Annotated in this window: 18 protein-coding genes; 9 read left to right on the forward strand and 9 right to left on the reverse strand. The window is 44.8% G+C overall.

Annotation, left to right across the window (positions count from 1 at the left end):
* Window positions 1-6: 6 nt before the first annotated feature.
* The 6 genes from EAH55_RS10480 (at window position 7) to EAH55_RS10505 (ending at window position 8,608) form a co-directional block, all read left to right on the forward strand.
* Window positions 7-924: a zinc-binding metallopeptidase family protein gene (locus tag EAH55_RS10480; RefSeq protein ID WP_112573903.1), complete on the forward strand. Its 918-nt coding sequence runs from the start codon at window positions 7-9 to the stop codon at window positions 922-924.
* A gap of 134 nt (window positions 925-1,058) precedes the next feature.
* Window positions 1,059-1,991 (forward strand): hypothetical protein, encoded by a 933-nt coding sequence (locus EAH55_RS10485; RefSeq protein ID WP_121809577.1) that lies wholly within the window; start codon window positions 1,059-1,061, stop codon window positions 1,989-1,991.
* A 26-nt stretch (window positions 1,992-2,017) separates the two neighbouring features.
* Entirely contained in the window at window positions 2,018-3,154 is a 1,137-nt protein-coding gene (locus tag EAH55_RS10490) for a TlpA disulfide reductase family protein (protein WP_121809578.1), read from the forward strand.
* Window positions 3,155-3,161: 7 nt separating this feature from the next.
* Window positions 3,162-5,042, forward strand: coding sequence for a protein-disulfide reductase DsbD domain-containing protein (locus EAH55_RS10495; protein ID WP_121809579.1), 1,881 nt, complete (start codon window positions 3,162-3,164; stop codon window positions 5,040-5,042).
* A 9-nt stretch (window positions 5,043-5,051) separates the two neighbouring features.
* The gene (locus EAH55_RS10500) at window positions 5,052-5,606 is read left to right on the forward strand and encodes a TlpA family protein disulfide reductase (protein ID WP_121809580.1); all 555 of its coding nucleotides are present in this window, start codon (window positions 5,052-5,054) and stop codon (window positions 5,604-5,606) included.
* Window positions 5,607-5,752: 146 nt separating this feature from the next.
* Window positions 5,753-8,608: a M16 family metallopeptidase gene (locus tag EAH55_RS10505; RefSeq protein WP_121809581.1), complete on the forward strand. Its 2,856-nt coding sequence runs from the start codon at window positions 5,753-5,755 to the stop codon at window positions 8,606-8,608.
* A gap of 104 nt (window positions 8,609-8,712) precedes the next feature.
* On the opposite strand, the gene EAH55_RS10510 is transcribed toward EAH55_RS10505, so the two are convergent.
* The 6 genes from EAH55_RS10510 to EAH55_RS10535 all read right to left on the reverse strand — a co-directional run bounded on the left by EAH55_RS10510 (window position 8,713) and on the right by EAH55_RS10535 (window position 13,779).
* Window positions 8,713-10,728, reverse strand: coding sequence for an FAD-dependent oxidoreductase (locus EAH55_RS10510; RefSeq protein ID WP_121809582.1), 2,016 nt, complete (start codon window positions 10,726-10,728; stop codon window positions 8,713-8,715).
* 18 nt (window positions 10,729-10,746) lie between these two features.
* Window positions 10,747-11,247: a VOC family protein gene (locus EAH55_RS10515; protein ID WP_121810038.1), complete on the reverse strand. Its 501-nt coding sequence runs from the start codon at window positions 11,245-11,247 to the stop codon at window positions 10,747-10,749.
* A 135-nt stretch (window positions 11,248-11,382) separates the two neighbouring features.
* Window positions 11,383-11,832 (reverse strand): SRPBCC family protein, encoded by a 450-nt coding sequence (locus EAH55_RS10520; protein ID WP_121809583.1) that lies wholly within the window; start codon window positions 11,830-11,832, stop codon window positions 11,383-11,385.
* A complete protein-coding gene (locus tag EAH55_RS10525; protein WP_114936969.1) occupies window positions 11,829-12,155 on the reverse strand; it encodes an ArsR/SmtB family transcription factor in 327 nt (108 codons plus the stop codon). The genes EAH55_RS10520 and EAH55_RS10525 overlap by 4 nt, the downstream gene beginning before the upstream one ends.
* Window positions 12,136-12,585 (reverse strand): SRPBCC family protein, encoded by a 450-nt coding sequence (locus EAH55_RS10530; RefSeq protein WP_121809584.1) that lies wholly within the window; start codon window positions 12,583-12,585, stop codon window positions 12,136-12,138. Before EAH55_RS10530 ends, EAH55_RS10525 begins: the two co-directional genes overlap by 20 nt.
* 135 nt (window positions 12,586-12,720) lie before the next feature.
* The gene (locus tag EAH55_RS10535) at window positions 12,721-13,779 is read right to left on the reverse strand and encodes an SDR family oxidoreductase (RefSeq protein ID WP_121809585.1); all 1,059 of its coding nucleotides are present in this window, start codon (window positions 13,777-13,779) and stop codon (window positions 12,721-12,723) included.
* Window positions 13,780-13,876: 97 nt separating this feature from the next.
* Here EAH55_RS10535 and EAH55_RS10540 point away from each other — a divergent pair, with 97 nt between their 5' ends.
* The 3 genes from EAH55_RS10540 to EAH55_RS10550 all read left to right on the forward strand — a co-directional run bounded on the left by EAH55_RS10540 (window position 13,877) and on the right by EAH55_RS10550 (window position 18,616).
* Window positions 13,877-14,668: an AraC family transcriptional regulator gene (locus EAH55_RS10540; protein ID WP_121809586.1), complete on the forward strand. Its 792-nt coding sequence runs from the start codon at window positions 13,877-13,879 to the stop codon at window positions 14,666-14,668.
* Between the two features lie 209 nt (window positions 14,669-14,877).
* Window positions 14,878-17,316, forward strand: a complete 2,439-nt coding sequence (locus EAH55_RS10545) for a TonB-dependent receptor (RefSeq protein WP_121810039.1) — start codon at window positions 14,878-14,880, stop codon at window positions 17,314-17,316.
* 55 nt (window positions 17,317-17,371) lie between these two features.
* Window positions 17,372-18,616: a PepSY-associated TM helix domain-containing protein gene (locus EAH55_RS10550; RefSeq protein WP_121809587.1), complete on the forward strand. Its 1,245-nt coding sequence runs from the start codon at window positions 17,372-17,374 to the stop codon at window positions 18,614-18,616.
* 128 nt (window positions 18,617-18,744) lie between these two features.
* Here EAH55_RS10550 and EAH55_RS10555 read toward each other — a convergent pair whose 3' ends face one another.
* From EAH55_RS10555 to EAH55_RS10565, 3 genes are all read right to left on the reverse strand, one after another.
* On the reverse strand, window positions 18,745-19,872 hold the full coding sequence (locus tag EAH55_RS10555; protein ID WP_121809588.1) for a zinc finger domain-containing protein: 1,128 nt from the start codon (window positions 19,870-19,872) through the stop codon (window positions 18,745-18,747).
* Between the two features lie 32 nt (window positions 19,873-19,904).
* Window positions 19,905-21,020, reverse strand: coding sequence for an SPFH domain-containing protein (locus tag EAH55_RS10560; protein WP_121809589.1), 1,116 nt, complete (start codon window positions 21,018-21,020; stop codon window positions 19,905-19,907).
* A 164-nt stretch (window positions 21,021-21,184) separates the two neighbouring features.
* Complete coding sequence (locus tag EAH55_RS10565; RefSeq protein WP_121809590.1) at window positions 21,185-23,059, reverse strand: RagB/SusD family nutrient uptake outer membrane protein; 1,875 nt, start codon at window positions 23,057-23,059, stop codon at window positions 21,185-21,187.
* Window positions 23,060-23,065 lie beyond the last annotated feature (6 nt).

Raw genomic sequence — 23,065 nt, forward strand, 5'->3', positions numbered from 1 at the left:
ATCGACATGAAATTGATAAGGATAACAACATTCTTAATAGGCTTGCTCATGGCCGTATTAACCATTGCGTCATGCAAAAAAACAAAGGATACAGTTAAGGAAGAGGTTGATCCGCCGGGTGCGCCGGCCAAAACATGGCAGGAGCATTGGGGCTTGCATCACCAGTTGTTGAAACGCGTTTATTATGATGATAATGTAGCCATTTACTATGATGCCAACATGGATCCGTCGGTTACGTGGACCTTTAAGGCCATGTCTGACTCCTGGGCTTATGTTAAGAAAAACTATGGCGACTTTGGCAAAGATCCACGTCTGTATTGCATTTTCCATTCAACGGTTGATACCACCGGCGAATTAGGCGGCGGCCACCCCGCATCCTGGCGCGATTCGACACACGATTATCACAATACTATCGACGACGGGCTGGATAACTGGACATATCCAACAGGTACGCAGATCGCTATCCCTATTCATGAAATGGGACATATTGTAGCTAATGCTTCATGGGGACACGCACATGAAGATCAAAACATCTGGCACGACAGCAAATTTGCTGAGATTTTCATTTACGATGTACTCATGAACATCGGTAGGCAGGACGAAGCTTCCCGGCTTTACTACCAGCTCAAGGACCTGCGCGAGGTCTTTCCGAACCCGGAGTCAAATTGGTTTGCAGGTTGGTTTTACCCCGTTTGGAATAATTATGGCAAAGGGCCGGTGCTTAGTAAATATTTCCAGTTGTATGCCAAATATGTTCCGTCTAACCGCGATCTCAACTGGGGCGAATGGATCCATTTCTGGAGTGGAGCAGCAGGGGTAAACCTCAAGTTTCAGGCAACTATCGCTTTTGGCTGGAGCGATGAATGGGAAGAGGAGTTTAACCAGGCCCGGATAGATTTTCCGGATATTAAATACAAAGATTAATAGTCCTTTTTAATGCAGGTACGCATTACATCGAACTTGAATATAGAACAAAATTTTTGCAGGCCGGGCGGCGCTCATTTAAGAGTAGGGGTGCCGTTCCCGGTTCTGCATACGTTAACTGATATTACATCATAATGAAAAAGAGTACAACGGCTAAACTCCTTGTAGGGGGGATCATCATTGCATCATTTTCCTTTTTTTATGGTAAATGTTTAACAATTGATGAGTTAAAAGCAAATTACAAACAGGGGCTGCCATCATCAACCTGGCATGAGCATTGGTTTGAGCATGACCAGGCATTATCATTGGTTTACCAGGATAAAAATGTGGCTGTTTACTATGATAAAGGCATGGATAAGTCGGTTACCTGGCCGTACAAAACCATGTCGGCCGCCTGGGCATATGTTAAAAGTACTTACGGCCGTTTCGGCGATTCAACAAGGCTATACACTGTTTTTCACCAGGGCATTTATGGCGGCGGTCATCCTGCTACTTATTTTGATGATAGTCATGACTACCGCAACACCATCGACTGTGGTTTAGGTACCTGGCAAAAGCCAACCGGCGAACAGCTCGCGATGCCAATCCATGAAATGGGGCATATAGTAAGCGGAGCAAGTCATGGAGTAAAAGGCTCACCATCAGATGCGCTTTGGGGCGACAGTAAGTTCATGGAGATCTTCAATTACGATGTGATGCTGCATATCGGTCGCGAAGATGAGGCTGAAAAAATATACCAGCAAATGCAAACCCAGTATGATGATTTCCCCCGGCCAAAAAGTCTTTGGTTTAAAAACTGGTTTTATCCTATTTACAGCAACTATGGCAAAGCAAAGGTGCTCAATAAATATTTTGCCTTACTGGCGGCCAACTTTTCTCAACAGAAAAACCAACAGGGGCGCGAATATACACGCGATATCAATTGGGGTGAGTTTGTCCATTTCTGGAGCGGGGCCGCAGGTGTAAACCTTAAAGAACAGGCCAAACAAGCCTTCGGCTGGACAGACGAATGGGAAGCACAGTACAACGCGGCCCGCAAGGAGTTCCCTAAATTGAAATACAAATAACATTTTTTAAACTCTCACAACATAAAATGAAATTAAAATTATCAATTCTGGCTGCCTTGTTGCCGCTCATGGCTTCGGCTCAGAAAGCTAACTTCAGCATTACCGGACACATAGGTAAACTGGATAAACCTGCCAAAGCCTATATCGATTATATGGATAACGGCAGCAGTCATGAAGATTCATGCGTGGTTACCAATGGTACATTTAAATTTACAGGCAATGTATCAGGTATAACTACCAGCCGCATGGCGTTTGACCATACCGGGCAGGGCAAACAACACGCTATTTATGCCCCAAATGCAGATGTGGTTTATATCTATTTCGGTAAAGAGAATATGGTATATACCTCGGCCGATTCACTGGTGAATGCTAAAGTTACGGGCTCAAAAGTTTACGACGAGTTTCAGGCATATAACAAGCAGATAGGCGGTACCATTATGGATTTAACCAAAGCCGTTAACGCCGAATTTTCACGTGCTACTCCTGAGCAGCAAAAAGATACCGCTTTTGTAAAAGCTATTGATGCACGTTATCGCAAAAACATTGCCGATAGAAATGAAAAACAATTTCTCTTCGCCAAAAACAACCCCAACTCATATTTTGGTTTGGTAGGCTTGTCTGAGTCGGCAGGTGTTAAGGTTGATGCAGATAAAGTTGGCCCGGTATTTAAAGCACTTAACGCAACGTTGCGCGGAACCGATGTGGGTAAAGAGCTTGAGCAGCGCATACAGGCTGCCGGTATCACCGCAATCGGTAAAGCTGCACCAATGTTTACCCAAAATGATGTAAACGGAAAGCCGGTTTCGCTGAGCGATTTAAAAGGCAAATATGTTTTGGTTGAGTTTTGGGCAAGCTGGTGCGCACCCTGCCGTGCAGGTAATCCTAACCTGAAAAAGCAATACGAGCTTTATAAGGATAAAGGCTTCGAGATCATTTCAGTTTCACTTGATAATGTAAAGGAAAAATGGGTTGATGCTATCGCTAAAGATGGCTTGCCGTGGATCCATGTGTCTGACCTTAAAGGCTGGAACAATGCCGTTGGCCGTTTATATGGCGTTAGGGCTGTACCGCAAAGCTTCTTGCTTGATAAAGATGGTAAAATCATCGGCAATACCTTGCGCGATGAATTCCTGAATACCAAACTCGCCGAAATTTTTAACTAAAACGGATATGAAAAAGATCAGTTTGGCTTTGCTGCTTTGCCTTGTGTTTGGCGCGGCCACATTTGCTAATGCAATAAAACATGGAGCAGGTAAAATAGCCCTCCATGTGTTATATGTAGGCTATGACCCTGCAAAACCCAAGCCGGAGCATGTAAATTATTACAGTACGGCTACCGGTGCCATTGATGAAGCATGGAAAACCCGCATGGCCGATTTTAAGGCATTTTTAGAGCAAAGATTTGAAAAGGCTGATGTTGTGGATGTAAGGGATTATGATGCCACGATGTCGGAGAAGGTAGATGTTACCATTCTTGATGCCGGGCCAGTAAAATTGCCTGCCGGTTTTGATCGTCCTATAGTTCTGATGCATGAAATGGCCCCAAACGTAGGCTTGCCTATTGGCCTGAAATTCGATTGGTATTGCCAGTGTCTGGAGGATGACGCGCTGAACATTAAAACCAGCCATGCTATATTTAATACACCTATAAAGGTGAATTTGACTTTGGTTAACAGGCCCACACCGGGTTCTTTTTTTAACGGTTTCCAGGGAGCCACAACGCCAAAGGAACTGCCAATGTGGAAGGTGATCAAAGAAGATCCGGCTGCTAAGGATAAATACATTATCGGCATGGTAGCCCACGGCGAGGGCTTCAATGATTCGCCCGATGCGGAAGCGATAAGTGGTGGCGTTTGTCTTAAAAATGCCGAAGCTGTAGCATTGGGGCGTCAGGGTAATTATTTTATGTGGGGATTTTCGGGTTCGCCCAATCACATGACTGATGAAGCTAAGGATGTATTGGTGAATACTGTTTGCTACATCAAAAAGTTTGATCACCGGAAACCTATCATGAAAAAAGTGCAGATCGAGAACCGTGAATGGGTTAACGAAATGATCTATCGCACAGATAAGGATTTGTATGAAAAAGCGCTGATTGCCCGAAAAGAGGGTAACGCCCGTTTGCTGAAAATGCAGCAGGAACTTAAAGACCGCAAAGCCAAAGGCGAAGATATTGGCCGTGGAAACGAGATGTTTTTGAAAATGCCGGTTACCGATGATACACAAAGCTTTGACGATTACCTTAAAAGCTGGGCTGGTAGTGGTATGTATGATATGTTTGGTACCAATACCTCAGCTTATCATAAGTACTACCTTGCCAACCTCGAATACTTTTACCCGCTTGATGCTTACTCACTACAGGTTGATGAGGATGCCAAAAAACTGGGTATCTCCAACCGTAAAGTTGAGCTGCTGGAGAAATGTATCAAAATGCTTGAGAAAGGAGAGGAGCCTGCCCTGGCGCAAAGGATACTGGAAAGGTATACCATCGAAAAATTCACGTCGGCTAAAGAGTGGCGCGACTGGTTGACCAGGAACAAAGCGAACCTTTATTACACCGAATCGGGTGGTTTCAAATTCATGGTGAATACTTATAAAGCTGAAACAGCGGCAGTTGTACCGGCATCAACCGGCGACATTAAAACTGCAAACGCGGCAACAATACCAACCCGTACCGACCCGGTGGTAGTGAGCGCCACATTGGTTGACGAAGCAAACGGAAAAAAACAGGTGGTTGTTAAAGCCGATATTTTACAAGGCTGGCATATTTACGCGTATGTGCCCAGAGACAGCCCTTTTATTACCACGCAACCTATTATTGAGTTGCCCAAAGGCATAACCAGCACCGAATGGCAAACATCAGCCGGGGTACCATTTACCGGTGGCGAAGGCATGTTTGTGTGGGAAGACAAGGCAACTTTTAAAACGGAAATAAGCGCGGCCTCACTAAAGCCCGGAATGGTGATCAAATGCGGCCTTTACTACCAGGTTTGTGATAACAACAAATGTTTCCCGCCAAAAAGAAAAATAATTGAAATACAGGTTTTATAATCCGGCCCTATGAAAATAAATTTTAAAAGGTTGATGCTGGTAACACCGGTAGCACTTGCCTTAAGCACAGGATGGAAGGCAGATGGAAAAGCTTCATCATCAAAACGGGATACGGTTGCCGCCAGTCAAAATCTGACTGTTGGAAAACCATTGCCGGTTTTTGAGTTACAAACTGCAGGTGGTAAAACCATCAAATTGTCATCGGTTAAAGGCAAAGTGGTACTTGTTGATTTCTGGGCGTCGTGGTGTATGCCCTGCCGGGCCGCTATTCCGCACCTTAAAGAGTTATATAAACAGTACCACGCTAAAGGATTTGAGATACTTAGCATTTCGATAGATCAGAACAGCAAAGCCTGGAAAAACGCGATGCTTAAAGAAGCTATGCCGTGGCAGCAGGGAATTGATAGGTACGAGGAAGGTAAAGACGCATCAATAATGATGGCGGCCTTAGGGATCCAGTCTGTACCATTTGCTATTATGCTTGATGCCGGAGGGAAGGTGATACTGGTTAACCCGGCTGCTGCCGATATGGACGGGTATCTGAAAGATACATTTAATAAATAAAAGACATTAACAGGATTGCGTTTAGCAACCTTTAAAGAAGCTTTCGGGCGTTTTCATCAGTTTAGTTAGTTTAATTTTCCGGAGAGCCGGTTTTAATACCGGCTCTTTTTTAAATTAGCGCTGAATCCTAATCCGATAAACAAAATATGAAAAGCATAAAAAGTACTATTTTACTGGCCAGCGTGGGCCTTGCCCTCAGTTGGTCGTTTCAGGCAGCTCCTACATGGGCGCAGGTAAGCAAACCTAAAATAACAAAGGCCGCAGCCGAAAAGAACCTGCCTCTTGACCCGGCAGTGCGTACAGGCAAACTGCCCAACGGTTTTACCTACTATATACGCCATAACGAAGAACCCAAAAAACGTGTTACCTTTTACCTGGCCAACAAAATTGGTTCGGTATTGGAAGATGACAGCCAGCGCGGCCTTGCTCACTTTATGGAGCACATGAGCTTTAACGGCACCAAACATTTTCCTAAAAATGAGCTGGTGAGTTACCTGCAAAAATCTGGCGTACGTTTCGGAGCCGATTTAAATGCTTATACCTCATTTGATGAAACGGTATATCAATTGCCTATCCCGTCTGATAATCCTGAGATCCTGAAAAACGGCATCCAGATTATGCGCGACTGGGCCCAGGATGCTACCTTAGATCCGACTGAGATTGATAAAGAACGCGGTGTTGTGCTGGAAGAAAAACGTCTTGGTAAAGGCGCACAGGAACGCATGCAAAGGGCTTACCTGCCGATAATCCTTAACCACTCACGTTATTCACTGCGCCTGCCTATCGGTACGGATGAAGTGCTGAATAACTTTAAACCAGAAACCATCAAACGTTTTTACCACGATTGGTACCGTCCGGATTTGCAGGCCTTAATAGTAGTAGGTGATATCGATGTTAATGAGATGGAGAAAATCGTTAAGGCCAAGTTTAGCGACCTGAAGAAACCGTCTCCTGAAAAGCCTCGTACTAAATATACAGTGCCGTTGACCGGGCAAAATCAGTTTATTGCCATTACCGATAAGGAGATGACGGTTACTGTAGCGCAGGTGTTCATGAAACAACCGGCGCTTGATCTGCATACCGCTTCTCAATACCGTCAAAGCATTATCCGTGGTTTATTCAACAGGATGTCTGGCGCCCGTTATGCTGAGATCATGCGTCAGGCTAATCCGCCATATTTACAGGGTGGTGCCGACCTGAGCGGCTTTTTAGGCGGATTAGATACCTATAGCGTATACGCTGTAGCTAAACCTGGTGAGCTTGAAAAAGGCTTCAAAACTGCCTGGCGCGAAACAGAAAGGATTAAACGTTTTGGCTTTACCCAAACCGAACTTGACCGTGCCAAACAAAGCTTCCTGAGCGATATGGAATCGGCGCTGAAAGAGAAAAACAAAACCAATTCCGATAGCTACGTGAACGAATACCTGCAATACTTTTTAAAGGGTACTGCAGCTCCGGGTATCAGCTACGAGTATGACCTGGTAAAAAATGACCTGCCTGGTATTGCGTTAAGCGAGGTGAATGCTGTTACCAAAACATCTATCAAAAACAGCAATCGTGATGTGATGCTGCTTGCGCCTGAAAAGGATAAAGCCACTCTGCCATCAGAAACAGTGGTTAACACCTGGATAAAGGATGTTGAAGCAGAAGATCTGAAACCTTATAACGATGAGGTTAGCAAACAAGCGTTGTTAGCCAATGCGCCTGTAGCCGGCAAAATCACAGCCGAAACCAAAGATGCCGCACTGGGCACAACAACCCTTACGCTAAGCAATGGTATCAAGGTAGTATTAAAACCAACCGACTTTAAAGATAACGAGATCTTGTTCAGTGCTTCTGCACCGGGTGGTACATCGCTTTACAGCGATGCTGATTTTGAGTCGGCTAAAAACGCGTCGGGGATGGTGGAATCATTTGGCGTAGGTAATTATAATCCTACACAATTAGAGAAATACCTTTCGGGTAAGCAGCTAAGCGTTAGCCCGTACATTAGCGAGCGTACACAAGGCGTTAGCGGAAGCTCAACCCCTAAAGACCTGGAAACGGCCTTTGAGCTTATTTACGGATACTTAACCGAGCCACGTAAAGATGCCGATCTTTTTCAGGGTATTATCACCAGCTCAAAAGCCGGGCTTGCCAACAGGTTGAACGATCCTAATGCGGTGTTCCAGGATACTTTAAGCGCGGTACTGGGTAATCACAACGTTCGCCGTACCGGTCCGAGTATTGCCAAGATCGATCAGATTGACCTTGACCGGGAATATGCTATTTATAAAGAGCGTTTTGCCGATGCATCGGGCATGACCTTCACCTTTGTTGGTAATATCGACATTGAAAAAATTAAACCGCTGCTTGAAAAATACATAGCCTCGTTACCGGCCAAAAACCTGGGCGAACAGGCTAAAGATTTAGGTATCCACATCCCGGAAGGGCAGATAGCTAAAAACGTATACAAAGGTTCGGAACCTAAAGCTTCTGTTGATTTGATCTGGTCTGGCCAGTTTGAATACAGTGCTGCCGAAAAGATCCAGCTGGATGCTTTGAAAGAGTGTTTAGAGATCAGGCTGATTGAGCGTTTAAGGGAAGATGAAAGCGGCGTTTATTCGCCGGGAGCGTTTGCCAATAACAGCAAGTTCCCTACGCAACGTTATTCAATATTCGTTTACTTCGGTTGCGATCCTAAAAATGCCGACAAGCTGGTAGCCTCAACACTGGATGAGATAAACAAGATCAAAACCAATGGCCCTGCACAGGTAAACATTGATAAATGGCGTGCTGAGAGTATCCGTAGCCGCGAAACGGCGGTACGTACCAACGGCTTCTGGTTGGGTTATATTGGCGGGCAGATTAACGACAAGGAAGACCTACACCAGTTAGATACCTATGTTAAGGATTTAAATAGTGTAACTATAGAAAGCGTAAAAGCCACCGCGCAAAAATACCTGAGCGGCAAAAACTATATCCGTATGCAATTGCTTCCGGAAGCAACTGCCGGTAAATAATAAAAAGCGCTATCCGTAAGGAAAAGGCCTGAAAACTGCACCCGGACTACATATGTATGATCTGGGTGCTTTTTTGTTTTTGAGGACAAGTTGTTGTCAGCTAACTAAAGCTTTTTTTGCGGCACAAACAGAATGGCATCCGCGGCTGTAGCTCCGTCGGCATACCTGGTGCTGATTTCTACATATGGTTGTTGCCCTTTGGATAAAGGAAAGCTGCCCAGCACAATCCACTCGCCCGAGGTTTGCCCGGCAACTTCAAGAGATGCCGCGTTGATCGTTTTTTCATTCAGTTGTTTACCATCAAAAATCTTAATCATCGTTTTAGTCGACGCTTTCTTGACTTTTGGGAAATAGGCATAAACGCTGTAGCTTCCACTCGCCTTTATTTCCGGCAGGTATTTTATCGATTTGCCTTCGCCGGAATTCAGGGTATCGAGCAAATATGAAGGGCCATAGCCTCCTGATTTTTCTTTTTGCCAGTTGCCTGTAATCCGGCAGTGCGCGGTGTCATCATTATCAACCAAAACTTCGGGTATGCTGCCATCGGCAAGCGGGTTATCACGCAGTTGTTGACGGATCAACGCTACATCAACCTGTTGTACAGTTGTACCTTTATCTATAGCTATGCAAGCGGCAACCGCGGCCGATTGCCCGAGTACCATGAAAACGGGTTCCATGCGAATAGAACCATATGCGATATGGGTTGCTGACAGGCAAACCGGTACCAGGAGGTTAGTAGCCTCCGCCTTTTTAGGGGTAATAGCACGGTAAGATACCGGGTAGGGGCCAAAGCCACCTACTTCTACGTTGCCTTCATTTTTTGCCATGCCGTTGATAACCTGGCGGTCGCAATTGTGCGAATCCATAGTATAGGCGGCCATGCCCACGCCGTCTGTTACGGTTTCCTGGCCTTGGCAATGATGTTGGGTCATGATCAGTTCTCCCTTCATTCGGCGGGCCTCGCGAATGTAAAGTTGAGGACTAAAGTGCTGATGGTCTGTAAACTCATCTTTAGGATAGCCCCATTGCAGCATTTGCTCCCTCACCTGTTCAGGCACAGAAGTATCATGGCTAACAAAATAGAGCAAGCCCTTGGTGTAATCCTCATGTGCTTTGATGATCTGCGCACGTTTAGCATAGTCAGCATCAGGATAATCCCAGTTCATCCCGATCATATCGGTAGAAAAACCGCCCAGATTATTGATATCTGTTTTTCCGTTAGGCATGTTGCTCAAAAAGAGAATATCGGTAAATGATTTCCAGGGTTTCAATTGCTTTAACCGCTTCAGCAGCTCGTACCGTTCGGGGGTATAATTGTCCGGCCTGGTTATGGGAATTCTGTTTTCGGGAACGTTAGTTAAGGTTATACGATAGTTATAGGCCTGGATTTTTTTATCACCGCTGCCATTAGGTCGAACATTACCTTGGTTGATGCCCCATAACAGACCACTGTTAGTATCGCCTGGTATTTTATAGGGATCAATTCCATCTGGCATCTGATGACCATCCATCACCTGAACGCCGTCGATGGTTTCGTTATACTCACTATTGGCCTCGCGACCGGCAGAATAAGATACACCGGCCCTTGCCATCAGGTCGCCCTCATAAGAGCAGTCGATAAACATAGTTGCTTTAATGGTTCGGTAGGATATTTTGCCGGGATGTTCGGAGTCTTCGGTGGTAATACTAATGATCTTACTGCCTTGTTTTTGTGCCGATACGATACGGGTGCTTTTTAAAACTTTGAAACCGGCGCGGTTTACATAATCATCAAAGATCTTTTCGGCCACTTTAGGCTCAAATATCCATTGCTCAAACCTGCCGTAATTGGCCCCAATCCGGCGATAAAAATCGCGCGCGAGGCCAGTCACTACGTACTTGTTCCCAATATCGGTAAAGCCTAGGCCACCGCTCGACATTCCGCCCAGGTGTAGCCCTGGCTCAATCAGCAGCACTTGTTTCCCCATCTTTTTAGCGGTATAAGCGGCTATAACTCCAGCAGAAGTCCCGCCATAAATGCATACCTCGGTGTTAAGTACAGATGTCGATGCTATGGAGGTGTTAACTGTTATGAACAATATGGGCAGGCAAAGCCAGGTGGTTTTGAACAGGTTTTTCATGGTAGTGTTTGGCGGGTTTTATTTGGTGGTGTTAGAACCCATTTTTGCATACCCTACATCATTGGGTTCCCATAGTTCAATTTTATTGCCCTCGGGGTCCATCAGGTGTACAAAATCACCATAGCTTGTTTTTTCTACGGTGTCGGTCGGTAGGATACCTGCCGATTTCATTTGGGCTAAAAGCTGGGTTAAGCCTTCAACACGGTAATTGATCATGAATTGCTTTTCGGAAGGCTGAAAGTATTTGGTGGTTTCTTTAAATGGCGCCCATACGGTAAATCCCTTTTTTGTGCTGTCCATGCCCTGGTGCCACTCAAAATTTGCACCGTAATCGCCAACCCGGATTCCGAGGTTCTTACTGTACCATGCTTCTAAAGCCTTGGGATCTTTGGCCTTAAAGAAAATGCCGCCGAGGCCCGTTACCCGCGGGCCTTTGTTTACGGGATTGGTTAAACGATTGAAACTATAGCCCAGTAAAAAGGCCACGCAAAACAGCCCGAGGAGCAGAAACTTTTTCATGTTATATGTTTTATCTAAAGATAACATATAAATGAATTGACCGGGTAAATACAGGTGCCGTTTCTGATCAATCGCCCATAAGAAGACTTCCGAAGTTTTTAAAACTTCGGAAGTCTGGATTATCCGGTATAATAACTAACGTTCTTTCGGATTGGGTTCGCCCTTGCCGGTGGTGATCAGGTTATACAGGCTGCCTGTGATGTAACCTGTCCAGGCGTTTGAACAAACCTCATAGCACTCATGTTGAGGAACTAAACCCTGATGTGTGAATTGGATTTGCGTTTTGCCGTCCTTTTCAGAAATTTCAAAAATTACTTTTGTGCCTTTCCATTCAGTTTGATCTTTGGTGAAGCTGAAATAGTTGTCCAGCACAAGCCAAACTACTTTTTGGTTGGGGACAACTTCTATGAGCTTCATGGTGCAGCGATGGAGGTCACGGGCTTTATAGGTAAACTCATCGTTGAGGTTTTCCGTACCGCCTTTAACTTCTTCCGACCACCATCCGCGAACGTTATTGATAGCGTCAAATGCCTCTTTAGGCGATTTGTCTACCGCTATAGTTACAGTTAAATCCTGATCTTTCATTTCTTATTTAAATTATCGTTCATTAATGCTCCCAGCTTATCCAGTTTATCGCCCCAGAACTTATCATAGTAAGCAAGCCACTCATTAAGTTCTTTAAAGCCATCCTGTTTTAAAATGCAATGTCTTTCCCGGCCAATGTCCTGAATTTCAATAAAGCCGGCATGGTAAAGCACTTTGATATGCTTTGAAACCGCGGGGCGGCTCATATCAAAATTTTCGGCCAGCGAATTAATCGTGCTGCTGTCTTTCGAAAGCAGGTGCAGTATTTGTCGCCTGCTCGGGTCGGCAATTACCTGGAATACATCAAGCCTGTGCTGCTCCATCTTTTTCAGCGTTTATAGCATTCAGTATTTTATGCATATTGCTTAACCAGCCTTTTTCCATCGATGTAAGTATCAACGGACTTACAGCGCCGGCAAAGTCACGGTGTACCAGCAAAAGTTCGGTACCATTATCTTTTTCAATAAGCGTCCAGTTCACTGTCGAGTCGCACAGTTCGCCATTGCCGGGGCCAAATTTCCATGAATACGAAAGTTTTTTGTGTGGGATAACTTCCAGGATCTTGCAATAAAAAATTCCGTCAAAATCCATTTCAGGCATGGGTTTGGCCCTCAATTGAAATTCATGGCCTAATATAGGCTTCAGATCGCCGGGCATTAGCCACTGGCTTATCAGCTCCTGGTTTGTAATGTACTCCCAAACCACCTCGGGTGGGTGAGGGTAGAATAATTGGTGTTGAATGATTTTTGCCATAATAGGTAACTTTTAAGTTACTCAAATTTATATGTAACTTGTGGGTTACGCAAATTTATTTTCATTTTTTTAACTCTTATAGCATGCTATTGCTCTGGCAGAAACTATTTCTTTGAAATACCGGGGCATGATGGTTCAGGGTATAATCTTTTTTACCCGGAGTTCATTAAACAGGTCATAGAACATTTGTTCGGTATCAATAAATTCATGAAAGCCCATGCGCCTTGCCTTGCTGCCATCGGCAAAAAAATCGTAATCCCATGAAAATACAAAATCGCCGAACGCCCATGATGATAGCTGGCGGTAACTATGTGGCGCAAGGTTGTATTTTTCCCGGATAGCTTCCCATTGTGGTTCTTTATCGGCCATAACAGTTTGCAGTGGCATTTGAAGCGGCGGTGCTGTTTCCATTTTAAAGTAAGCCGCAATTTTAGGCCAAAGCTCGGTCCATCTAAATAAATCACCATTGTTAATATTAAAAGCCTGGTTTACTGCAGCCTGAGTAGTGGCCGCCCATACAGTAGCCTTAGCCAATAAGGTGGCATCTGTTATTTCCAACAGTTTATCATAAGCGCCCGGTTTACCCGGAAAACGAAGAGGTAGGCCAAGTTCTTTTGAAATTGTCGCGTATAGCGCAATCACCAGGGCCAGGTTCATAGGGTTACCTATAGCCGTACCGCCGACCACTGATGGGCGAATGGCCGACCACGACCATTTTTTACCTTGCTGCTGTTTTTCCAGGAAAATTTGCTGATCTACATTAAATTCGGGCGGCATATGCCCAGCATCACTTTCCTTTGCAGGTGTTTTGAATGGGCCATGGTGCGCGCCATATACTTTGTATCCTTGCATAAGACTGATGTGCTGCAAATTGTAGGCAATGGGCTCAATTGCTAAAACAACATTCATCAGCATTGCAAGGTTGGGTTGTACCAGTCCGGCCCACGTGGGTCTGTCTTGATAAGCAGCGTAAAATATGTGTGTAACGTCAGTTAATACACTGAGTTTTTGCTTATAGTCGTTTTCATCCAGCAAATCCACTGCTACGTAGCGGATATTCCCGTTGTTTGATCCGCCACGGCGGGATAATGCGATAATGTTCCAATTGTTAAGTCCTGCAAGGTAATTTATCAAATTACTGCCTATCACCCCGTTGGCGCCAACAACAAGAGCTGTGTTTTTTATAGTTTCCATTTTTTTTTGTTTGATAACAAATATTTGTTGATCAAAATTGGGTAAAAGCTACAAGCCAAAATTGTAATTATCTGTGATAATATGGTATATTTCCGCTATGGAACGTTACCGGCAATTTGAACCTGTGCTGATTTCTGATTTTGAAACGGGAAAATGGTCTCACCCCGAACATAATCATAACCATTATGAATTGATCTATATCAAAAAAGGGACAGGTTCGCACATCATAAACAGGTTATCTGTTAGTTACAATGCCGGGGATGTGTTTTTACTGGGGCCGGAAGAATCTCATTATTTTGAGATAGAAGAGACCACCCGGTTTATCTACCTGAAATTTACCGATCTGTATATTCATCAGGCGGGCAACAAGACCAGCAATGGTGCCCAAAACCTTGAATATCTGATTAAAAGCAGAGAAACACATTTATCAGGCTTTGCATTAAATAACGCTGACAGGCACACTATTGAGATGATCTTTAATGTAATAGTTTCTTTAAAGCATGATATGTTTTTAAATGAGCAGCTTATTTGGATGCAGATCATTGCGTTATCGGCTGTGTTGCAAAGAAATATGCCTGAGTTAAAGAAGCCCGCTAACGGCAGTAAAGATATGCAGGCCATCTTTTGCTATATTCATAAACACATTTACGAACCCAGGTTGCTTAAACTGCCGGTGATGGCTGCCAGCTTCAATATCGCCGGCGAATATATGGGGCCTTATTTTAAAAGGAATACTGGTGTTACGCTACGCGATTACATCCGCGATTATCGCAATGAATTAATTAAACAGCGAATTGCCAGTGGTAGGTATAATCTTAAACAAATAGCCGCCGAGTTTGGATTAACAGATGAAAGTCACGTCAGTAAAATTGTTCATAAGGCTTTGTAAATCTGATTAATACCAGTAGTAACCTTAATTTTATTTGGACTGATTCTAAATAAGTTGTTTCTTTGCACTAAATCCTGTTAGCAATGAACATCAACGCACCCCCTTGAAGGTTCTTATAAAAACAAAAATCCCGATGCTCCGTCGCCAAACTTTACATCGGGTTAATGTTAACCGATCCTTTTAATCCATTAATCATTTCACTCAAAATTATGAAATCTGTTTTACTCTGCAGTAAACGGTCAAACTTTACTTCACTATTATTTCAACATTTTTACTTTCTCTTAATCATCCTGTCTTTTTCAACTTTCGCAGCTAAGGCTGATGATGGTGCAACCGGTAGCATAAAAGGTAAGGTTACCACAGCCGACGGCCAGCCTGCAATCGGCATTACCGTTGCCTTAAAAAACACAACTTATGGTGCCCTTACCGATGCCGATGGTCGTTATGCCATTGGGAAAATCAAGCCCGGAAGCTACACTATCCGTGTATCTGCCGTGGGCCTTGCTCCCGAAGAACAATCGGTAACTGTAGCGTCCGGCAGTACCCAAACGCTTGATTTTATGCTGAAAGAAAATGCCAGCTTATTAAAAGAAGTAGCTATCACCGGCGCTAAAAGCCGTTATAAGGCAGATGTGCCCTCCAACTCTATCCGCCTAAATGAACCTTTGCTGGAGGCCCCTCAAAACATCCAGGTAATTACTTCACAAACCCTATCCGATCAGCAGGTGATCTCCATGAGTGACGGCGTTACCCGTAACGTGAGTGGTGCAACCCGCCTGGAGCACTGGGGCGATCTGTACACCCGTGTAAATATGCGCGGTAGCCGTGCCGCGGCATTTCGCAACGGTATGAACGTAACCTCAAACTGGGGCCCGCTTAGCGAAGATATGAGCTTTGTTGATCGTATTGAATTCGTAAAAGGTCCCGCCGGCTTTATGATGAGCAATGGTGAGCCAAGCGGTATCTATAACGTAGTTACCAAGAAGCCTACCGGCCGCGATTTTAACGGCGAGGTTACGATGACCATGGGCAGCTATGACCTGTATCGTGCCACTTTAGATCTGGATGGTAAAGCCACTAAATCGGGTAGCCTATCTTATCGCTTAAACTTAATGGATCAAACCAAAAACTCGTTCCGCAATTACGAGTTTAATGACCGTTTCAGCATAGCGCCTGTACTTACCTGGAAAGTTGATGATAAAACATCACTTACCTTTGAGTATACCTATCAGCACGCCAAATTATCAAACCTTGGTTCGTACTATGTTTTTGCAACCCAGGGCTATGCGATAAAACCCCGCGATTTTACCATAACAGAACCCGGTATAGCCCCAACTTATATTAAAGATAACAGCGCCTTTATCTACCTTAACCACCAGATTGATGAACACTGGAAATTAACCGGTCAGCTGGGTTATTTTAACTACCAACAGCAGGGAAGCTCGGCATGGGTAAACAGTGTAAAGGCCAATGGCGATCTGATCAGGAGCGTTAGTATCTGGGATGCATCAAACGTGATGAAATTTGGCCAGGTATTTTTAAATGGCGATGTACAAACCGGCGTGGTGCGTCACCGGATATTGGGTGGCCTTGACTTGGGCAACAAGCAATATATTGCCGATTGGGGACAAGGCGGCGCTATTGACAGCGATGCTAAACCTTTTAATATCAATAACCCGGTTTACAATCAGCCTGCTTTGGGTTTACCAGTATTTGACAGATCGAAACCTCTTGCACAGCGCGGTGCGGGTAACCTTTCAAGTCAATCTTACACCGGTGTGTACGGTCAGGACGAACTGGGCTTTTTTGATAATGTACTACGTGTAACCCTTGCCGGCCGTTATACTTATGTAAAAGAGATCAATTACCTTGCCGGCCGTAACCAGAAGAAATTTACACCCCGTTTTGGTGTAAGTGTAAATATCGATAGGCAAACATCCGTTTATGGCCTGTATGACCAATCATTTGTGCCGCAAAGCGCCCTGATCCGCGATGGTAGCCTACCAAAACCAATCACCGGTAACAACCTGGAAGCCGGTATTAAACGAGACTGGTTTGACGGCAGCTGGAGCACTACATTATCTGCCTATCGCATTCTCAAAAACAATACCCTTACCGCCGACCCGGATAACAAAGGTTCAGAAGGTTTTGTGATAGATGTTGGTCAAACCAAAACCCAGGGTATTGAGTTTGATACCCGCGGACAGATCTTCAGCGGCCTTTCATTGGTAGCCAACTATGCTTATACCGATTCAAAGATCTCAAAAACAGGTGGTGCGGCTAACCTGCCTGCTACGGCTGTTGTTGGTGCAAAGGTTCCGGGATATGCTAAGCATAACATCAATGCTTCATTAACTTATACCATACAAAGCGGCCCGTTGAAAAACAGTGGTGTTTACGCGGGTGCAACGTACCAGGGCGACCGTACCACATGGACCTGGAACGCCAGCAGCGGCCAGCTACAGTTGCCGGATTATTACAAGTTTGACGGCGGTCTGTTCTGGGGTAAGGATCATATCAAGATAAGCGCCAACGTGTATAACCTGCTTGATAAATACCTGTACAGCGGCGCGGCTTATGCCACTTATTACTACTGGCAGGCCGAAGCGGGACGCAACTACCGCCTTGGCATCAGCTATCGTTTCTAAAAAAATATTTATTCACCTGCAGGCCGGGATTCCGGCCTGCCTTTTTTAGTTCAGTATGCTTAAAATTGCTACTCCGGCCAAAGCCGTTAAACCCAAAAAGAAAGGCGACTCACTGTTTAAAAGGATCTCGGCGTGGCTGCACCTGTGGCTTGGGCTTTTTTCGGGAATTATTGTGGTGATTGTAAGTATTACAGGCGCCATTTATGTTTTTGAAAAAGAGATCCGTAGTGTAACCGAACCCTGGACGCACGTACAGCCGCAAAATAAAAAAATGCTACCTCCTTCGGCGTTGACAGATATCGCTGTTAAAACTGTGCCAGGTATGAAACCTACCGCGCTAAATTACGGACTGCCAGATCAGTCTGCCGCGGCGGTTTCTTACAGCCGTAAAACAGGTTTGCTGATAACCGTTTTTATTGATCCCTACAGCGGCCGTGTATTGAAAAAAACGACTACAGATTTTGTGGGTAACAAGGGTGATTTTGATTTCTTTAGGTTTATACTGCACGGGCACCGTGCCTTGTGGTTGCCATATCCCATTGGCCGACCGATAATTGGGGTAGCCATACTGATTTTTGTAGTGCTTTTGCTATCGGGCCTGGTATTATGGTGGCCCAAAAAGTGGACTAAAGCCACGCGCGATAAAAGCTTTAAAGTAAAATGGAACGCCAGCTTTAAGCGGGTAAATTATGATCTGCATAATGTTTTTGGTTTCTACAGTATGCTATTGCTGCTTATCATAGCTTTAACCGGTTTGGTGTGGAGTTTTCAGTGGGTGAGTAAATCAATATATTGGGCTACATCGGGTGGTAAATCATTAACCGAAGAAACCGCCATGGTATCAGATACTACCACAAAGCTTTCTTTTAACATGGCATCGGTAGATAAATTATGGAACCAGATTGCCATACAAGATAAGCCAGAGGGCTTTTATATTAATTTACCCCGTCAAAAAGCAGATTTGGTTGAGGTGATAGCCTACCTGCGTTTGGGTACTTACTATAAAACCAATATTTACAATTTTGATCAATACACACTGAAGCCGATTAAAGCATCGGGGCCATATTCAGGCCGCTATGCTGATGCCGGTGCTGCCGATAAGTTGCGCCGTATGAATTACGATATCCATGTGGGTGCTATATTGGGTATTCCGGGTAAGGTGGTAGCGTTTTTCCTGGCGATGGTGTCTGCCAGCTTACCTATCACAGGTTTTTATATATGGTGGGGAAAGCGTAATAAAAAGCCAGTTGTAAAGCCACAGCGGCTTAAAAAGGTGCGGTCTGAATTAGTTATTCAATAAAAGGGATCGAGATAGACCATAAAGCGTCATTGCTTCGTACTTCGCAATGACGCTTTTTTTAATGAAGCCCAGACTTACGAAGTTTTCAAAACTTCGTAAGTCTTTAAGCGTAGTACAATAACGTTCTTTTACGCTGAATGCGCATTCTGATATAATACCACACCAATTATTATCAGCGCTATTACAAACAACACCGCGAGTATGATCTTGATAGCACTTATCGGCCGCTGACCAATAACTTCGCCTGTGCTGGCATTAACCGTAAATTGATAGATCTTGTTATTGTAGTTATAAGCACTTACCCAAACCGGTAGCATCAGGTATTTGATAGCTTTATTGAGGTATTGCGTATCTGTATTATCTATCCTTTGCTCATCGCCACCGATATCATCCCTTATGGCCGAATCTATGGCTCCAACGGTTTGTTTAGCTGCTTTTACAAAGCCTTGTTCTGGGTTTAGCTGGTAGGTCTCGGAACGGAAACCGCTCATATACCGTTCATCAAACTTAACCAGCATGTTAAAATTCCAGGGGCCAAGCTTATTTAGCGTTTTTTCGGGTAGCGATTTACTGGCAGGTACCATTAAATCCCTAAAATCGCATTCCACTCTTCCCGAAGCGTACGACCAATCGGTATGGCGTACCTGTCTGGTTCTGGTTTCTTCGCGTCCGTTAACGGTTTCGGTATAGGTTTCTGTTGTGTAATAATAATCTCCCCGTTCTCCGCTGTAATCGGTTACGGTGTAGGTATCGTATGTCCAGTGGGGGAGGTAAACGCCTTTTAATGCCGATGAAGCATCGCTTACTTTTTTAGCCAGGTCATTAGGCGCCCACCAAAGGCTTTTCAACCATTTTTTGAAAAATTCGATACCCTGTTGCTGCGTTATGGCAAAGGGTAAAATATAATGCGGAAGTACATATTGCTGCCCGCTTTCAAGGTCAAGCACCAGTGGAGCTGTACAAAACGGACATTTATCTGAAGTTACAAACTGATCAAGAATAGTTTGTGAACCACAGTTTTTGCAATTAACTACTTTAAGATCGGCACCTTGTTTATTGCTATCGATACCGGCAATAAACTCTTCATAGTCGTAAGGTAAAATGTCGCGACTATCGGGAGCAGCTTCAATAGCATTGCTCACGCCGCAATAATCGCACAGTAAATTATGGGTGCCGGGATTAAAGTGAAGCAATGCGCCGCAGCCCGAACAGTTTAATGAATTGTTTATGGCCGATGGGTTAACCTCGTTGTTCATTTCAGAGATATAGATTTAGGAACGGATGAAGGTTAAGCTATCGGCGGAGGTACATTACTAAACAGTTCTGCAATCTCTTCAACAGACGATGCGGCGGCCCATGCAGCCATACCTTTTTTCCAGATCATACTCTCCCTGCTTAACGCTCCGCCGGAAATCATTGCGTTGATGTCGTTGAATGAGTGTGGCCCGTCAGATTTGCCGTCTTTTACAATGTGATATTGAACAGCAGGCGCAGGGGGAGGTGGGGGCACATTGTCACCGGTGTTATTAGGGGTAACCTGGTTTTGCTGAAAGATGTTGCCAACCTGGCCCATCATGGCTGCGCCAACACCCAAACCCATACCGGCAGCGCCCAGGTTGCCACCTATAGTGTTCTCTGCAGATTTTTCGATAGCATTGGCAGCCTGGAATTGCGCGTAGGCACCAAGATTGCCCAATATGCCCATTTCGCTGCGTTTGTCAAGTATCTGCTCCACTTCGGGTGGCAGGGAGATATTTTCAACCAGTAGCTTGGTCAGGTTAAGGCCAAGTTCGGCAAAATCGGGCTGGATAGATTCTGTGATGAATTTGCCCATTTCGTTGTAGTTGGCTGCCAGGTCGAGTACGTTTATTTTCGATTCGGCTACGGCATCCATGCCGCGTGATACAACGGTATTACGCAACTGCTCATTAATATCTTCAATAACAAAATCCGGATTGGTGGCAGAGATTTCCGCGATGAATTTCTTCGGGTCCTGAACTTTAAAGTTAAAAGAACCGAATGCCCTTAGTCTCACAGGGCCAAACTCTGCATCACGGATCATTACCGGATTTTTTGTTCCCCATTTTTGGTTGGTGAACTGGCGCAGGCTCACAAAAAATATATCAACCTTAAACGGGCTTTCAAAACCATATTTCCAGCTCATTAAGGTAGTTAACAGGGGCATGTTCTGAGTCTGAAGCTCATAGGTACCCGGCGTATATACATCAGCAATGCGTCCCTCGTTCATGAAAACAGCGGCCTGCGACTCGCGTACAATGAGTTTTGCTCCCATTTTAATGGCGTTGTCATGGCGAGGGAATTTCCATACAAGCGTATTCTGAGTGGTATCAACCCACTCTATTACATCTATAAATTCGTTACGAAGGATATTGAACAGGCCCATGTTTTTTGATGTCAGGTTTAAATAATGATTAAATATGTGAAAAAAACAAATACATGAATGCGCCAGCGGTTAATTATTTTATTCTTTAAAATCTACATAAAACAAAAAACCGGACACTAATCAATTGACTAATGCCCGGCCCAAATGTTACACAATCAACTAAATTATGGAACTATCTTATCAAGTGCTGGTATGTTGGTTTCGGCACCTGCGTAACCTTTGCTTTGGTTAATATGACCATTTACGTTCAGGTCGATCTCGCTCTGCGGGATAGGCCATAGCACGTGGTATGGTGAAATAGTGAAGTGGTTACCTGAGTTGGTTACAACGTTAGGGTTTTTATAAAAGTCGTTCTTCTCCATGATCCTGTCGTAGAAAAAATTGCTTGTTGAAAAATTAGCCACATTGTAGGTTTTGCCATTATAAGCAGGGATACCTGTTTGCGCGAATATATAAGCCATGCGTGTAAGTTCGGTTTTACGTGGCTCTTCCCAGTACAGTTCTCTCTGGCGTTCATCAAGAATTGTACCTATGTTAACACTGCCTGCATCCGTTAACAGCTGCGCATTGGCACGTGCCCTTACCTTATTGATGTCATCCATAGCAAGACCTGTTTGTCCTTTCCATACGTAAGCTTCGGCACGTAACAGGTAAGTTTCAGCTAAACGGAAAACGTACCAGTCGGTATTGGTACCGCGTGGCGGGCTCCACCATTTGTCAAGTGCGATAGGTCCTGAGCCGATGAACACTTTGTAATGCGGCCAGCTAAACCATGCACGGATGGTATCTTTTGCACCATTCAAAAAGCGTTTGCTTACGTTGGCATCGGTATATTGTTCCAGATGTTTGCCATACCAGGTAGGGTCGGAGGTTTTGATCGCCGGGCTGTTATAAACCAAATCGGTCATGTTCATCCAGTTTCCCGGCGCGTGCCTTAAGTCGGTATTATCTGTCCAGATGTATTTGGTAGCATAAGGCGTACCGCGTAAACGGCCAATACCACGGCCATACCATAAGGTAAGCGGAAATTCTTCGGTTACTTTATCTGAGATACCTGGCTTAAGCGCTCCTGGGGTAAGGATGGTACCGTTATGCCACATCGGCACACAGTTCCTCATCACCTGCGACCCGTTTGGTGTTGCACCGTCAAGGGTTTCGCGGTCAAGCACTACGTACAAAGCCTCGGCATTGGTTCCCAATGCTTTGTTTTCGGGCCTGTGAAGGTCCCAGATGATGTTTTTAGAGGCATCGCCCGCAACTATACCAAAACGATTGGTCATGAGGTGATACGGCCCATTGATAGCAACGTTACATGCCGCGATAGCATCATCAAATAAACCAAGGGCAAGGTCAACCTTAGCTAAAAGGTGGGCGGCACCGCCTTTTGAAATATCACCTTTTGCGTTCGCGTCGGTAAGGTTAGCTACGGCAAATTCCAGGTCGGTTTTCATTTGCTTCAGGATAACGATACGCTGTGTGCTGAAGTAGCCTGTGTTTACCGCTGTTTCTTCTTTAAGCAACAGAGGCACATCGCCAAACTCATGCACTAAACGATAGTAACGGTAAGCCCTGTGAAATAAGGCGGTAGCTTTTACCAGGTTTTTATCGGCATCTGATGGCCATTTGATGTTATCTATCCTTGATAAAATTACGTTACAGTCATGTATGCCCTGGTACCAGGCGCTCCAATAGCGGCCTATTTTGTTATAGTCGTCGCTGTTTAGGTTGGCGGTAGGGGTGATACGGGCGTTCAAATCCTGCGCCGGTGTGGTTTTATCTGTGGTGCCTTCAACCGCGGCATCTGTAAAAATCGACTCGGTAAGCAACGGGGCAGAATCGCCGAAATATTCAAACCTAACGCTTACGTTCAGCGTAGCCAAAGCAGCTTTAAATGCGGCAGGCGAGGTATAAGTTACGTCGGGTGTGAATTTTGAAGGTGCCTGCGGATACAGATCAGCTCGCTTGGTACAGCCTCCGGTTATAAATATGGTTGCCGCTGTTAAAGCCGCCGCCATGATGTTTTTGTTTATCTTGTTCATGTATTA

This window comes from Mucilaginibacter kameinonensis (assembly GCF_003675385.1).
Lineage (GTDB): Bacteria > Bacteroidota > Bacteroidia > Sphingobacteriales > Sphingobacteriaceae > Mucilaginibacter > Mucilaginibacter kameinonensis.